Source organism: Williamsia muralis NBRC 105860 (assembly GCF_001598915.1).
Taxonomy (GTDB): domain Bacteria; phylum Actinomycetota; class Actinomycetes; order Mycobacteriales; family Mycobacteriaceae; genus Williamsia; species Williamsia muralis.
The window spans coordinates 1,310,429-1,327,208 of the sequence record NZ_BDAP01000001.1 but is presented as its reverse complement, the minus strand read 5'-3'; the positions used below and the strand labels follow the sequence as shown (position 1 = coordinate 1,327,208).

General features: G+C 61.2%; 6 protein-coding genes. 5 read left to right on the top strand and 1 reads right to left on the bottom strand.

What is annotated here, in order from left to right; all coding sequences use genetic code 11:
- Positions 1-3: 3 nt before the first annotated feature.
- The gene (locus WIMU1_RS06350; protein WP_062795550.1) at positions 4-996 is read right to left on the bottom strand and encodes an HNH endonuclease; all 993 of its coding nucleotides are present in this window, start codon (positions 994-996) and stop codon (positions 4-6) included.
- Between the two features lie 223 nt (positions 997-1,219).
- Here WIMU1_RS06350 and WIMU1_RS06345 point away from each other — a divergent pair, with 223 nt between their 5' ends.
- Genes WIMU1_RS06345 through brxD form a run of 5 tightly spaced genes read left to right on the top strand, consistent with a single transcriptional unit; the run spans position 1,220 to position 16,779 of the window.
- The gene (locus WIMU1_RS06345) at positions 1,220-5,329 is read left to right on the top strand and encodes a protein kinase domain-containing protein (protein ID WP_062795549.1); all 4,110 of its coding nucleotides are present in this window, start codon (positions 1,220-1,222) and stop codon (positions 5,327-5,329) included.
- Entirely contained in the window at positions 5,329-8,943 is a 3,615-nt protein-coding gene (gene pglX, locus WIMU1_RS06340; RefSeq protein ID WP_062795548.1) for a BREX-2 system adenine-specific DNA-methyltransferase PglX, read from the top strand. Before WIMU1_RS06345 ends, pglX begins: the two co-directional genes overlap by 1 nt.
- Complete coding sequence (locus tag WIMU1_RS06335) at positions 8,943-12,668, top strand: DUF6079 family protein (protein ID WP_062795547.1); 3,726 nt, start codon at positions 8,943-8,945, stop codon at positions 12,666-12,668. The genes pglX and WIMU1_RS06335 overlap by 1 nt, the downstream gene beginning before the upstream one ends.
- Complete coding sequence (pglZ, locus tag WIMU1_RS06330) at positions 12,665-15,487, top strand: BREX-2 system phosphatase PglZ (protein ID WP_062795546.1); 2,823 nt, start codon at positions 12,665-12,667, stop codon at positions 15,485-15,487. Before WIMU1_RS06335 ends, pglZ begins: the two co-directional genes overlap by 4 nt.
- Positions 15,484-16,779 (top strand): BREX system ATP-binding protein BrxD, encoded by a 1,296-nt coding sequence (brxD, locus tag WIMU1_RS06325; protein WP_062795545.1) that lies wholly within the window; start codon positions 15,484-15,486, stop codon positions 16,777-16,779. Before pglZ ends, brxD begins: the two co-directional genes overlap by 4 nt.
- The last annotated feature ends 1 nt before the right edge of the window (position 16,780 follow it).

The window sequence follows — 16,780 nt, the reverse complement described above, 5'->3', positions numbered from 1 at the left end:
CAATCACAATCTCACAAACACACGCTCTCGATGCCAATCCAGATAGGCAAAGTCAGGCCGTGCGGCGGAGACCGGGAGTACGAGCTTGTCGAACAGCGGGGGCTTCCCGAGCGCAGCGCGCAATGGTGGTTCGGAGGCGAAGTTCTCTTCCACACCGCTCGAGTACTGGATGCGCAGGTCATCGTCGACAGTGATAAGACCAGTGTCGAACGCGACGTCATGGGTTGGACAGGCCGTCAAGCCATTTCGAGTATCGAGGCGCTCCTTATTGTCGCTGTCTCGCCAGGGTTTGATATGGCTCGCCGTCAACATGCGCTTCCGTCGAAGACCACCGATGTGCCCACTTAGACCGCAAAACACGCATCGATTTGAATGGTTTGTCAGCACACCCCGCGCAAAGCGATGCTGTCCGATCCGCGCGCGAGCAATTAATAACCGCTGCGTCACCTGGGTCGATAGCTCTGGTTTATTGCGAGCTAGCCTCTCGACTTCAGGAGCCACTGAGCGGTCGAGCTCGGCGTCATCGAGTTCCTCCTGACCGAGCAACCAGAGCTCGTCTCCCGTTTCAAGTTCTAGGAAATCTGGAAGAGCAGCCTCGTCAACCCCCAGGCTTCGCGCCGCTCGAATAATCTTCAGATAGACGTCCTGCATCGCATACTGATCCGGCAGAAGAGCGTCAGAGACACGCCGGTCGTACTTGCCTCCGCGGCTCCTCGTACCCTCCAGATTCGTCATCTTAGCGATGACACTGGTGGGAGGCCGTTTGAACAAACGCGCTAGCTCTTGGACCGGAAATCCAGCTCGGTGCGCCGACCCGCTTCCGAAGCGGTTGTAATCGACCAGCAACGACGCACAGAGGCAGAGCACCACCTCACACGGAACGAAGTCGTCCTGGCGTTTGCCGGCCGCGGGCACTCGGCGATCCAAGATCGATCGCCATTGCGCGGTCAACGACTGCGCCGTCGGCTCCAGGAAGTCACCTAGTCCGCTGGCCAACCCGTACCATCCAAGGCATCTTCACGCTGCGATCGTATCTGTAACGGCGAGCGTATTTCTGGAAGCGAAGTCGGTCGCAGGTGTCTTAGTGATCTAGGCGTGATCCGTAGGAGCTACAACACGCAACTTCGACTCGCGGGCTCCGCCCGCCTTGATAACCTCAGCAACAGTACGAACTTACGCGGTCCCGCCGCGGGGATCTCAGCAGCAACAGGACGGTGACGTGACCCAAGGCGATGATCGGTGGATCGAGGTTTCGAAGTCCGCGTTCGCCCACGAAGCCGAGGGTCTGCAAGTTCTGCGCGATCTGATTCCGATGACGTCGCCCTACCGTGCGTGGACGAACTTCGAGTTCATGGACAACCACGGTCAGTGGCATGAGATTGATGCCCTGGTCCTCGGCCGCCGTCGGCTGCACCTCGTCGAGCTGAAGGCATACACCGGAGTTCTCCAGGGGTCAGAGACCAGCTGGGTGATCACGTCGCTGGGTGGCCGATCACGTACCCAACGTTCGCCCCTGCTCGTCACCCGACGCAAAGCTCAGCGCTTGGCGTCGAGGATCGAGGAAGAGGCGCGCAAGGTCGCACAGAACGCCGGACTGGACCCCGAGAAGGTGCGCCGCGCCCTTCCCTTCGTCCAGGAATCCGTCTTCCTACACGGGGGCCAGTTTCACGCTGACATGCCCGACCTGGCCAAGTCCAGCCTTTTCGGGATGGATGGCCGGGAAGACCAGACTGGCCTTCCCGGCATCTCCACGCGGCTGCTCGAACCGCCGAGCGACAATCGCCGCGTTGATGAAGACCTCAGTGTCATCATCGCCCTCGCACTTCAAAACCTCGGAATCGCGCGGCGAACCGAACGCGACGCTGGCTCGTGGACCATCACCGGAAAGCCTCTGGCGAACGGGGTCGACTGGCAAGAGTGGTCCGCCAAACACAAGGCAACAGGAACCGAGGGCCGCGCCCGCATCGTTTCGCTGCGTCCTGGCACCCCGGCGCAGGCGCGCGCCGCAGCGCACCGCCGTATGCAACGAGAGTTCTCACTGCTGAGCTCGCTGCGTCACGAATCGATCGTCGCGCCACGCGACCTGGTACAGGACGACGACGGCAACACCGTCTTGATCTACCCCAACCTCCCCGCTTACGAACAGCTCGACCTTGCGCTTGCCACGCGCACGCTCACTGCCGAGCAGCAAGTTCAGATCCTCACTGAAGTCTCCGAAGCGCTCGCGTACGCCCACCGAAACCAGGTGGCGCACCGCGGACTGAGTACCAGCACCGTGCTGATCAACACGCAGGCTCTCGACGAGGATGGCGCAGTTCGAATAAGACTCGCCGACTGGTCGTGGGCAGGTCGCGTCCACTCCCCTGGTACCCAGTCATCGACCATGCTCGGAACGCCCGACCAGGCCGGCACCACGGTCGAGGACGTCTATCAAGCCCCCGAGGACCGATGGGCCTCCGATGCTGATCGCCTGGCGCTCGACGTATTCTCCCTCGGAGCTCTGGCGTACTACCTCCTCTCTGGTGGCCAGGCGCCGGCAAGCAGCCGGGCAGAGTTGCTGGAACGACTACGCCAGGAACAAGGCCTCGACCTCGCGGCGTCCGGAGGCCGGTTCGTCGACGAGAGTCTGCGGGCGCTGGTGCTGCGGTCCACCTGCCCGTCGGTCTCCAAGCGAGTGGGCACCGACGGGAAGACCGGTGTCCCGAGCTTCGGCGCACACCAGTTTGCGGCCGAACTGTCCGACTATCGCCGCGACCGTCTCCTGCCTCCAACCCAAATCGTTGATCCGCTCAACCCGGCGCCCGGCGCACTGATCGCGGACCGATTCGAGGTGATCCGGGTACTCGGAGTCGGGTCGACAGCACGCGGAGTGCTCGTCACTGACAGAGACCACGACGACGCCGTCCGTGTGCTGAAGGTAGGTCTCGACGACAGTGCGACCGCCCGCCTCCACGATGAAGCCCAGGTGTTGACCGAACTCGCCCGGCACACTCCGCCGGTACCCGGAGTTGTTGAGCTGGTCGAGGGACCGCTCGACCTGTCCGGACGCAAGGCTTTGCTTCTCACCAATTGCGGCGAGCAAACACTGTCAGACCTGGTCCGCCATACCCCCCTGAGTGAATCCCGGCTGCGGACCTGGGGACAGGAACTGCTCGACATCGTCGTGGCGCTCGATTCGATCGGCATCGCGCACCGTGACATCAAACCGGCCAACCTGGGTTTGGCCCACGTTGACGGCCGGACCAAGGCAGCAAGGAAAACCCGCCTCGCCCTGTTCGACTTCTCTCTGTCACGCGCAGATGTCTCACAGACCGAGGCTGGAACGCCGCCCTATCGAGATCCCTTCTTGGGCACGGGCATTCGTACGGCGTTCGATTCTGCGGCCGAAAGGTACTCAGCGGCCGTTGTGCTCTACGAGATGGCCACCGCGTCCACTCCCGTGTACGGAGACGGCATGAGTGACCCGCGGGTACTCAACGACGACGTCACCGTGACCGCCGAAGACTTCACCGCTGCCGGACTGAGTCGGAGTCGCGCGGAAGCATTGGTCGCGTTCTTCCAGACTGCACTCACACGGAATGCGAAAGACCGTTTCGATACCGCCAACGCCATGCGCTCGGCCTGGGCGTCCGCATTTCAGGCAAAGTCGGTCAGCGAACAACCCGCAGCCCCGACACCGGTCAAGCCGCTTGCCAAACCTGTTGCCCCACAGCCAGTAGCGCGAACCTATGAATCACTGGACATTCTCTCCGCCGAGTTCACAAAGGCTGCGGGCAACAAGCCGTCAGTGATGCGTCGACAGGTCGTTGAATTGGTACTCGGCACCCACGACCGCAGCCCCGCCGACCCTTTCATCACTTATCCAGCGTTGGCTGCGCTCGCCGGGGTCACCTCCGGTCGTGTTGCGCAGATCTTCGGAGAGTTCGCTGATCTCTGGGCAAAGAATGACCGTCTGGCAGCGACCGTCACCGATCTCTACCGTCGCGGACTCACCTTGCTCGAGTCTTCTGGCGGCGCATCGACACCCGATCTCCTGGCACGCGAGCTCGCAGGCTCTCTGAACACCGAGTCCGTGGCCGATCCACAGCGCACCGCCCTGGGTGTACTGCGTTTGTTGCTGTCCTCCAGACCGGATGCTGAGGGTGACAACAACTCCTCACCCGACACCGCACTGCAAATGGTGCGCCGGCACGGCTCTGGCACGGTTGCCATGATCGCGACTGTCGCCGTACCCCGCCGACTGCCGGCCGCGCTCGCCTCCAGTGCCGAGACGTTGGTCGATTCCGCTCGCGCCCAAGGCACGTTGCTGGTCACGCCAGAAGACGCCAAAAACCAACTGCGTTCCACCGCCGCTGCCGTTCTTGACGTCGCTGGAGCTGACGTCGAAATACCTGGACACGCACTGCTGCGGATGGCAGCAGTTGCGTCCACCGAGGTTGCGCTCTCGTCACGTGACGAGCTCCATGCAGCATCGCTTCCTGTCGATGGCGCGTTGCGGATACTCCTGCGCGGCCTCTCAACTGCGGACGCGTTCGGCCGCTCCGAGTTGGAGTCGCGGCTGTCTGCACGATTCCCAGCGCTCGCGCAGAAGCTGCCGCGGCGACCTGATCTCGACGTGATGATCGAATCGGTGATCCCAGGCATGGCGTGGGACGAGTCCTCGGCTCGGTATAGATTCGCAGATGCGCCCCATACGGGTACGAACATCCCCACCCGTACGACGCTGACCACCGCTCACCCCGTACGGACCACCGGCACGACCGATGTCGAGTACACCCTCACAGCGAGTGTGCGCGAGCGTACGTTCCGTGCACTCGGTGTGCCACTAGGCTATTCCGACGCGGTCGCAGAAGCACTCGTCACGCACTTCGGCGCAACTCAGATCGACATAACGGAACTGATGTTGGGCAATCTACGGCAGCTCGCCTCGTCAGGCGGACTGCCATGGGACGATATTCTCGCCGCCGACGCCGGATCAACCATCGACCGGAACAGCCTGAGCAACTTTGTTTCGCAGGCTGTACCGACTCTGATCGCAGCGGTAGACGATGCAGACGGGCCAGTGCTGCTGACCGATCTGTCGCTTCTCGCCGCCTATGGTCAACTGAAAGTTCTCCACAATTGGCTGGATGTCACCGCTCCGCCGAAACATGCAGTGTGGGCGCTGATCCCGCAGCCCGAAGAGGCCGGAGGACCCCCAGGCCCAAAGGTTGATGGCAATGCGCTACAGCCAAACAGCCCAGAACAATTTGTGCAAGTGAACAAGGACGAGATCAAGGCTCTGATTGCCGCAGTTCGTTCCAATGATCAAGTGAAGGAACATATCTGATGGCGCTGGCCACGATCGCAGGCACGCAGTTGACGGCCGCACTGAAGCCACAGCTCACCCTCTTGGTCGACGACATGCGTGCACGTTTGGACTCTGAGCCCACGAGACTCGACCAATGGAAGAGCACTCATCGGGAAGCTGTCCGGGAACAACGCACCGCAGGATCCTGGACCGATTGGGCTGAAGATCAACTCACCCAGGCCGCTGTCGGCTGGTTACTCACATCGGTGTTCGTCCGTTTCTGCGAAGACAACCTTCTGTTGGGTGAATCGGCGGTGTGGATCTCCGGACCCACACCGATGCTGCGCCAACGTGCCATCGATGCAGAGAATGACTTCTACCGCACCCACCAGGATCTCTCGTATCGTGAGTGGCTGGCACAGTCCTTTGAAGCGTTGCGCGACAACCCTGCAACCGCGGCACTCGTCGATGAGCATGCGGCGCTTAACATCATGGAACCGTCGTCCGACGCAGTCCAACAGCTCCTTGGATTCTGGCGCCGAACAGATGATCACGGTGATCTCGTCTGGTCATTTGCAGATGATGAGCTCACCACGCGCTTCCTCGGTGATCTCTACCAAGACCTCTCGGATTTCGCCAAGAAGAAGTACGCACTCCTCCAAACCCCCGATTTCGTCGAAGAATTCATCCTCGACCGCACGCTCGAACCTGCCCTCAGGGACCGTCCGCTCGAGGGATTCAAACTCATTGACCCCACCTGCGGGTCGGGCCATTTCCTACTCGGAGCCTTCGCTCGTCTGGTCGAGCGGTGGCACCATCACGCACCAGGTCTTGAACTACGCACCCGCGTAGACAACGCGTTGGCATCAGTTTATGGCGTGGACCTCAACCCGTTTGCCGTCGCCATCGCGAAGTTTCGACTCATTGTTGCAGCGATGAAGGCCTGCAACGAGAAGTCACTAGTGAACGCTCCAAAGTTCACCTTGAATGTCGCGGCTGGCGACTCCCTCCTGCACGGGCCTGAGAAAGGCGGCGCTCGCGCAATCGATTTCGGGGATGCAGCGTACGACAAAGACGCCGTCGTCTCGGCGCTGACATACAGCACCGAAGACGCGCGGCTGCTCCGGACGATCCTCGCTCCAGGTCAATACGACGCAGTTGTCGGTAACCCGCCGTACATCACCGTCAGCGACAAAGCGTTGAACGCGCGCTATCGGGAGATCTACCACTATTGCAAGGGCAAGTACGCGCTCACCGTCCCGTTCATGGAAAAGTTCTTCAATCTCGCTAAAGGGGGCGATAGGGCCGGCTGGGTCGGCCAGATCACTTCGAACTCGTTTATGAAGCGCGAATTTGGCGTGCCGCTGATCGAAGATTTCTTGGCTGGCAGAGACTTGAGGCTGGTTGCAGATACCTCGGGTGCCTATATTCCCGGGCACGGGACGCCAACGGTGATCATCGTCGGACGCAACCACACAATAATCCATGACGACGTCCGGGCAATTCTCGGAATCCAGGGGGAACCAGGCGCACCCGAGAACCCTGCCAAGGGCAAGGTGTGGACGTCAATCGTCGAGAACGTCGAGAACCCGAGCCACGAAGATCAGTGGGTATCAGTGACGGATCTCCCCCGCGAGAACCTGCGTCAACACCCCTGGAGCCTGTCCGGGGGTGGCGCTGTGAACCTGCTCCGCGCGATAGAGTCCGCGCGCACGGGCGATCTCAATGACGTCGCGAAACGAATCGGCGTTTTTGGAATGACGAACAGTGATGCTTCGATGATGGTCGATCCGCGTAGTAGAAGACGTTATGACTTGGAGCCGAACGCATTTCGACGCTGGGTCATTGGAGAAGAAATCCGTGATTACACGATCGCGAGTGGCGACGTCGCTTGGTTCCCCTACGAAGGTCTCAACACGCTCGAACCAATCTCACATTATCCGCGAGCACATCGATTCCTGTGGCCGAACCGAACAGAGCTGGGCAATCGCGCGACGTTCAACAAAGTCTCGTACTTCGTTGAGGGTCGCCCTTGGTACGAGTGGCATCAGGTTCCCAAAAGCGACGATTCGAGCTCCCCGACGATTACCTTCGCCTTCGTCGCCACGCACAACCATTTTGTGCTCGACCGCGGCGGCAAGGTGTTCAACCGTTCTGCACCGGTGATCAAGTTGCCGGCGGGCGCGACTGAGGATGATCACCTACGGTTGCTCGGCACCCTCAACAGTTCCACCGCATGCTTCTGGCTCAAGCAAAACAGCCACGATAAAGGCAACGGCGGCATCGGCGGCGGCATCGGCGACGAAAAGTGGGAGCCTCGTTACGAGTTCACTGGCACTACGTTGCAGGACTACCCGCTTCCCAAATCAACGTCACTTGATCGAGCTCGCAACCTAGATTCGCTTGCCCAACAATTAGCAGCACAGGAGCCTGCCACTTCAATTAAGTCGCGCGGCGCTAGCCAAGCTACTGTCGGAGACGCAAGCGCGGAGCATCGTCGGATATACGGTGAAATGATCGCCGAACAAGAAGAGCTCGACTGGGAGGTTTACGTCTACTACGGCTTGATCGACCACAACCTGACACTTCCGGTTGGATCCGCCCCTGCCATCAATCTGGGCGAACGCGCTTTTGAGATCGTCCTGGCCCGAAAACTCGAGTCAGGCGAGACCGAAACTGAGTGGTTTACTCGCCACGGCTCGACGCCTATCACAGAGATCCCTTCGCACTGGCCAGACGACTATCGCGATTTGGTTCAGAAGCGACTCGACCTGATCGAAACGAACCCCTTCATTCGACTCCTGGAGCGCCCTGAGTACAAGCGTCGATGGGCTGGCGACTCTTGGGACGTCAAACTGCAACGTGCACTGCGCGACTGGTTGCTCGATAAGCTCGAAGAGCCCAGTCTCTGGTTCACCCAACAGGGCACACCGCAGCCACGATCCATCGGCGAACTCGCCGGTGAGATGGAGCGCGATCCCGAGTTCCTGACGGCGCTCGATCTGTGGGCCGGGCAGAAGGACGCACCGGTCACCGCCAACTTGGTCAAACTCCTGTCCGTCGAGGCTGTTCCTTACCTTGCGGCCTTGCGCTACAAGGACTCCGGCCTTCGGAAGCGCGCAGAATGGGAGCGCGTGTGGGACCTGCAGCGTGATGAAGATGCAGGTCTCATCAAGGCCACTGACATTCCTGTACCCCCGAAGTACGCAACCGCCGACTTCCGCAAGACGTCGTACTGGTCGCATAGAGGCAAACTCGATGTGCCCAAGGAACGGTTCATTGCGTACCCCGATGTCGGCAGGGCCACCGACCCCACCCCGCTACTCGGCTGGGCCGGTTGGAACCACGCCCACCAAGGGTTGGCGTTGGCGACCATTTATGCACTACGTGAATCCGAGGGCACACCGCTCGAAGAACTAGTCCCGGTGGTCGCGGGTATCGCTGAAGTTCTTCCGTGGGTCAAGCAATGGCATTCTGGCGCAGATCCCCACCTGGGTGTCGATCTCGCCGAGTACCTCACTGCACAACTCAACGAAAAGTCATCCAGCGTGAGCGTTCCGGTCGCGGAGTTGAAGAACTGGCGGCCAGTCGCCGCCCCTCGGGGCCGCAAGACAGCAAACAAGACGCCACAATCGCGAAAGGCAGGCAACTAGTGTTTCCAGGTTCCTCCACGCCCGCACGCACACTGCGGGAGACCTTCGCGATCCCGAAATCGCATGGCACCAATGACTATGTCCTGCGACTGTCCGATTCGGTCGGCGATGCGCGGCTCGCGTCGACGATCGACTCGTACGTCGTCACTCCGGCGCTAGCGGATGCTTTCAGTGCTGCACTCGGCGTCGTCGAGGAATCCCAACGCACCGGGGAAAACAAGGCCGCGTTTCTAGATGGCTCGTTTGGTTCCGGTAAGTCCCACTTCATGGCTGTCCTCTACGCCATCCTGGGGCGCGCACCGCACGCACTTGCAGTGCCTGAATTGCAGCCAGCGGTCGCGGCACACACAGCTATCAGCCAGGCGAAGCTGTTGCGACTAACGTTCCACTTCCTCGACGCAACCACGATCGAGTCGGCTCTGTTCGACCAGTATTTGAGGCAGATTACGACGCTGCACCCGGATACTTTGCCGCCGGTACTCCACTCCGCCGGCGGACTGTTCACTGACGCGGACAACCGTCGCGGTGAGGTTGGCGACGACAAGTTCTTCGCAGCGCTCAACGGCGGCGGCGGCACCAGTGGTGCAACTATCGACTGGGGCAAGGTCGGCGCTGCTTCTGGAGCCTGGAACGCCGATTCCTACGCATCGGCGACCGCTCCAGATGCCGAACCTGCCGAGCGCGCTCGGCTACAGCAAGCCTTGATCTCCACCTACTTCACCAGCTATTCGCGCAACACTGACTGGCTGCCGCTGGAAGACGGACTTGCCGTCATTGCAGATCACGCGAAATCCCTTGGCTACGAAGGTGTTGTTCTCCTCCTCGACGAATTGGTGTTGTGGCTCACGTTCCTCATCAGCGAACGCGAACGTTTCAACGCCGAAGTACAGAAGATCACCAAGTTCGTCGAAACCAGTCGTGGGCGATTGGCCGTTCCGATTGCGTCATTCATCGCTCGCCAACATGACCTCGCCGACTGGGTAGCCAGCGGCTCCGACGCCGGCGCCACCCAGCAGGCCGTCGAACAGGCCTTCGCCCACCAGGCTGATCGTTTTGGCAAAGTCATCCTCGGTGACGAGAACCTTCCGTTCATCGCGCACAAGCGACTATTGCAGCCGCTCGACAGTGGCGCCTCGACAGCACTCGATGCAGCGTTCGCCCGACTCGATCGCAACGCACAGGTGTGGGATGTCCTCCTCGATGGCGTCAATACCGACGACCGACACCGAGGGTCCGACGCGGATGCCTTCAAGCTCACCTACCCGTTCTCTCCTGCCTTGATTGCGACACTGCGTAGCCTGTCCGGGCAAATGCAGCGCGAACGTACCGCGCTGAAGGTGATGCAACAGATGCTCGAAGACAACGCCGATCGGTTGACCATCGACAATGTGATCCCGGTCGGCGAGGCTTTCGACTACGTCATCGATAGCGCCAACGCGACCCCGATCAACAACACCATCTCCCAGACTTTCAAAACTGCACGGAACCTGTGGTCAGAGAAGTTGCGGCCGATGATCTTCCGCAATCACAGCGTGCCGGAGTCGACACCCGACAAAGACGTCCCAGCAGGACTGCGCGCAGACATTCGTATCGCCAAGACGCTGTTGATGTCGGCGGTCGCGCCAAATGTCCCGGCTCTCAAGCAGATCGATGCTTCCCGGCTGGCGTCTCTCAACCACGGCAGTGTCATCAGCTTGATCCCCGGCGATCAAGTCGGTCAGATCACCAACAAAGTGAAGCAGTGGGCTGCGGAGATCCCCGAGCTGTCCGTGACCGCCGACGCGAACCCAATCATCTCGGTCACCCTTGAGTCCGTGGACTACGAGCGAATCGTCAACCGGGCCAAGGGTGAAGACACCGACGGCCGGCGCCGCGAACTGATGCGCGAACTCCTCGCCGAGCATTTCCGCGTGCAAGGCGCCGACCACACCGTCGACAACGCGCTGTTGCGCACCTTCATCTGGCGCGCGACCGAGCGCCAGGTCGAAGTGGTATTCGGTAACGTCCGCGATCACAGTTATCTGCCGGACGAAGCCTTCCGCCCGTCTCGGGATGGGGCACTGCGCCTCATCGTCGACCTTCCCTTCGACGACGCAGGTCACACCACCGGCGAGGACCACGACCGAGTCGAGCAGCTTCTCCGCACCGGACAAGACCGCTTCACGATCACCTGGTTACCGAACTTCTTCTCCGACAAGGTCACTCGCCAACTGGGCCGATTGGTCATCCTCAACTATGTGCTCACCGGTGACCGATGGGCCGGTTACTCCAACGAGCTTTCCGACGCTGATCGCGCAGCGGCGCGATCGATTCTGCAGCAACAGCAAACGCAGGTCCGCGGGCAATTGAACAACGCCATCCAAATTGCCTACGGTGTTGCGGCCCGCGCCGAGTTCCCGGACGGGCAACCGCCTTTGCGTTCGCTGCATGCCGGATTCATCGTCCAGCCCCCGATCGGCAATTCACTCGGAGAAGCCGCCGATCGGCTCATCGGTGACGCTTTCAGCGCCCTATACCCCGATCACCCCGACTTCACGCCGCCAGAGCGTCTGATCACCAGACGTGACCTCAATCTCACGCTGACCCGCTTGCGGGAGGCGCAATCGACTGCCGACGGCCGAATTGCCTTGGACCGGGGTGAACGCGAGACCGTTCGCCGGATTGTGGAGCCGCTGGGAATCGCCCGCACCAGCGAAACACATCTACTGTTCGGGCCCGAGCACTTCTCCGCCTGGAGAACCCGCCTAACGCAAGAACTCTCACGCTCTGCGATCGCCGAAGACACTGAAGTACCAATCGGTCTGCTGCGCTCTGCCATCGCGCCGGCCGGATCAAAACGCGGACTGACCGACGATGTCGTCGACCTGGTGGCCGGCGCGTGGGCCGCGCAAACGAAACGATCGTGGTTCCTGCACTCCACGTCTGTGGATGAACCTGCTATCGGCGAGTTCCGGCGTGACCTCACCCTCCGGATCGAACCGCTACCGGAGCGACAGCTGTGGCTCGACGCGTGCCGTCGCTGGAAAACACTGACAGCGCAAGGCATCAACGAGTACCTCACTGCTCCGAATGTGTCGGCGTTCGCCCAGCAAGTCCATGACTACGCCGCAGTCGGACGCGACGACCGAGGACGGCTGGTAGATGCTCTGTCTCGGGCGTACCAGTTCCTAAACATCGCCGCCGGTGAACGGCTCACCACCGCACGCGCGCTCGACGAACTGTTCGGCACCACACTGACTCGCCTCGACACCCTCACCCTTGTCGACACCCTGGCCCGCGCGGACTTCGGCGCCACCGATCTCGAAGCCAGCCGTTCGCTGACGCAGGCCGGAGCACTGGCAGACGCCGTCAGCCGCTTCGAGCTCGACCGTCTAAGCGTGCTCCGGAATGCGGCCGAAGCCGACAACGATCGGGGTCGCCAGGCCGCGAATATCCTTGCCGCACTGAAGCAAGCATTCATCGAACACGAACTGTCCAGGCCCCTCGGCGAAGCGATACGAACCGCAAGCATTGCCCGCGATAAGTGGCTTGAGGAAGGGGTTATTTACCCGCCGTCACCACCACCACGTCCACAACCACCAGCTCGTCCGGACCTGCCGAATACGGTTCAGTTCGTTGTCTCGGCCACTGACGGCTACAGCGCAGTGGAGGAGCGACTAAAAGAGTTGCTACGAAACAACCCTGAGCGCACGTACACCGTCACGATCACCTCGGAGCAGCGGTGACAGCTGCGACTGGACTCCCCGAAGCAGACCCCGCTGCAATCCGCGGTTTGATCCGCGATCTGCGGGCCAAGAACCACGCCCGCGGTGTCATTGCGGTGGCCGCCGCACCCCAATGGTCGGGTGAAGGCGAGTTTCTCTTCGACGGTCAACGAGTACGTGTGCGTACTGCGCCGAGTGTCCTCGCCATCCGCGATGCGATCACCAATCGTCGCGAAGTGGACTGGGTGGTGATTCTGACTGATCGTGAAGCGTCCGAGCTACCTGCGGGTGTGCTGGAGCATCTCACCGGAAACCGGCTGTCAAACTTCGATCCGTTTCCGATGCTGCGCGATGCATTCGCAGCCTCCCAGCATGAGTTCCGGTTGCTTGATCTCGACACCCGTGCTGCCCGGGCGGTGCTCCGCGAGCTCGGTGACTCGGCCCCGCCGGCACCAGGTGGTGTACTCACCAACGAGCATGTCTTTGCCACACTGGCAAAACTCAAGTTCGATCTAGATCCTGTGGAGTTCACACCGCATCATGTAGCACTGTGGTCCCTCGACACATCGCGGACCAACCGATTCAGTGTATGGACACAGACCACCGAATCTGCACTGCTGCAACAGTTTTACGCGTGGATCTCTGCCCGGTTGGGAACACTCGGCCCACTCTTCACCACCGTGTGGCGAGGAAACGGGCCTGGACATATCGTCCCGCTCGGTCTGGTCGCTGCATTGCTGTCCGATTCGGCGAAAGCCGCCGCCTCATTTCCCGCAGCCACCGACGTGGTTGTCGAAGTACGTACTCGGTTGAAGTTGGAACTCGGCGACAACGTGTACTCCGAGCAGCAACTCGCAACGTGGGGCAACGTCGCCACGCTCGCGGTTACGGCCGCGGAAGACCCCACGGCCGTGCTGACGCGCGCTGAGACGTTCGTGGCAAAATTGCATGCTTCGTCCCTGGTTGCCCGGTCCGATGTCCTGTCGTCCGCTCTTGCGCCGCGCATAGCGCACTTCGCCGACGCACTCGCTGCGGCGATGGACAGCAATGATCTCGCCCCGGCTGAAAATGCCTGGGTCGATGTTCTTGCCCATCGCGACGCGCGAGCCGACACCCCCGACGCCCCTCGAGACGTCCAGGTCGGTGCGGCTGCGCTTCGACTGCTGCGTCGGCTCCGAGCACCCTGGCAGGGGTCGACCACCCTGGCCGGCTGGCTGGAGGAGCATCGGACCGACCTCTCCTGGGTCGATAGTGCCGTTAACAGTGCATTCGTCGGTGCCACCAACTCACAACTTGCCACCGTGGCACATCGACTCGTCACGGCAATTCGGGAAAAGCGCGCAGCACTCGATCGCAGTTTCGCCCGGATGCTTGCCTCAGCAGGTGCCCATCGCGAAAATGGAACAGGCACACCGCTATACATCGAAGACGTGCTCGACCAGATCGTCAAACCTCTGACTGCTCCTGCGTCGGGGCCGACCGGACTGGGTACCGGTGAGGCGAAAGCGTCACCCGTGCTTATCGTCATCGCTGATGGCATGGATGCCGCGACATCCCACGATGTGGTCGCTGATGCAATGCGCCGCCATCGACCACAGTGGCAGGATTGCCGCTTCGTCGGCGCCGAAGGACCACACACTGCCCTCGCCGCGCTACCGACAGTTACCAAATTTTCCCGCTGCTCATTGTTGACCGGCGCGCTCGCCGCAGGCACGCAGGATCGTGAGCGAACGGGATTCTCGGATTGGCTGCAGCACAACGGCCTACGCGGCACAGGACAAGTACTCTTCCACAAGTCTGATCTCGAGGCGGTTGCGCAAGGACACGCGCTGGCAGTCGACGTGCGTACAGCTGTGGAAGACACCGACGATCGGACGGTGGTCGCATGCGTACTCAATGACATCGACGATGCGCTCGATCGTTCCGATCCGATCGGGACATCCTGGACCACGTCAAGATTCAAGCGACTCGACGCGTTACTCGCCACGGCCGCCACAGTTGGCCGCACAGTGGTGCTACTGAGCGACCACGGGCACGTGGTCGAACGTCGAGAACAGTCAGGTACGCAACGCGGGCAGCAGATTTCTGCGCGGTACCGATCCGCCGACAATGTTGACGCCGCGTCGCTGCCTGCTGACGAGGTTCTTGTGGAGGGTCAGCGGGTCCTCACCGACGATCACCGCGCAGTACTCGCTGTCGATGAGCAGCTGCGGTACACCGGACTCAAGGCCGGCTACCACGGTGGCGCCACCCTGGCGGAGGCTGTCATCCCGATTTCGATTCTCGTGAATGGTCCAGTCTCGGCCGATGGGCTTGTGTCCAGACATCTCGGACTGGAGGCGGCACCGATCCCCCAGCCGTCCTGGTGGACTCCGACCCGCATCACGCCCGCACCCGTCACGCAGGTACCCGTGTCTCCACCGTCCGCGACGAAGAAGAAGCCAACGATCAAGCCTGCGCCACAAGTTGATGCATTGTTTGACGTCAGCGAGCCTCAGTCCGAAGCCGCCTCCCCGGCAGCTTCGCTGGCTGACGTGCATGATCAGGTTGCCGAGCTCTTGACCAGCGCGTTGTTCAAGGAACAGTTCAAACTGTATGGAAGGCGTATGTCTGCAGAAGCTATTGGAACGTTGCTTCGCGAGACGATCGCCGGGGGTGGCGTCTTAGCACTGCCCCGTGCAGGAGAAATTCTCGGCGCCAAGGCTTCCCGCGCCAACAACTCCGTGCAGGTCGCAGCCCAGATTCTCAACACCGATGGCGTCATTGTGCTCACCGTCAACGGTGGTGAGCTCACGCTCGAGGCGCCGCTGATGTTCGAGCAGTTCCAGGTGAGGGCATGAGTACCCTTTCGCCGGTCCGGCGCCGAGAGATTCTCACCGCCCTCCGGCAAGGCACCGTCCCCGCCGGAAATCTTGATGTGTTGGCAGTCGGTATTGATCGCTTTGCGCCGACAGTCGACGAAGAAATCGAAGCAGTCGCTGCGGGTGGTTCTGCGTTCAAGGCTGTTCGCGGTGAATATGGTTCGGGCAAAACGTTCTTCGCACGCTGGGTGCAGCAGCGCGCGATGCGTCGCGGATTGGCTGTTGCCGAGGTGCAGATCAGTGAGCTCGAAACTCCGCTACACAAGCTCGAAACCGTGTATCGACGAACCACCGAGTCGTTGCACACGGCAGCTTTCCCGCCCTCTGCGTTTCGGAACGTGATCGACACGTGGCTGTTCGGAATCGAGGAAGACGCGGCGGCGGCGGCGGGTGTCGATGAAGCCAGCACTGAACAAATCGAGGCGCTTCTCGAGCAACGCCTGACAGCAGTTGCATCTGCGACACCGGTGTATCCGATGGTGTTGCGGGCCTATCGCGCCGCCCTCGAACGCGAGGACGCCGCCACAGCGGATGCGCTGATCGCCTGGCTGGGTGGACAACCGCACGTCGGCGCAGCAGCCAAACGCGCTGCCGGGGTGCGTCAAGACGTCGACCACTTCCTCGCGATGGGCTTCTTACAAGGTCTGCTCGCCGTCCTCAAGGGCGCCCGGCACCCCGGCCTATTGCTCGTGATCGACGAGGTCGAAACCCTGCAACGCATGCGATCGGACAGCCGAGCCAAGGCACTCAACGCGCTGCGCCAATGGATCGATGAGCTCGACTCCGGCCGCTACCCAGGCCTGTACTTGGTGATCACCGGGACACCAGCGTTCTTCGATGGCCGCATGGGAATCCAATCGCTTCCACCACTTGCGCAACGTCTCCACACCGACTTCACCACAGACGCACGTTTCGACAACCCACGTGCCCCGCAGGTCCGACTCGCCGGATTCGATCTGGATCGCCTGGTAGAGGTAGGCGTCCGGGTACGGGACCTGTTTGCAGACGGCTCGCGATCACCCGAACGAATCCGCACCGTCGTCGACGATGCGTACATTCGTGACCTCGCATCTGCGGTAGCAGGAAAACTGGGTGGGCAGGTCGGAATCTCGCCGCGACTGTTCCTGAAAAAGTTGGTACTCGACGTGCTCGACCGAGTGGACCTGCATGACGAATTCGATCCGCGCCAACACTATTCGCTGACCGTGGACAAAAAGGAACTCACCGACGTCGAACGTGCCGCCGTATCGGCTGACGACATCGAGTTGTGAA

Coding starts and splice junctions, on each gene's coding strand:
- pglX (WP_062795548.1), top strand. CDS start 5,329: ATGGCGCTGGCCACGATCGCAGGCACGCAGTTGACGGCCGCACTGAAG.
- brxD (WP_062795545.1), top strand. CDS start 15,484: ATGAGTACCCTTTCGCCGGTCCGGCGCCGAGAGATTCTCACCGCCCTC.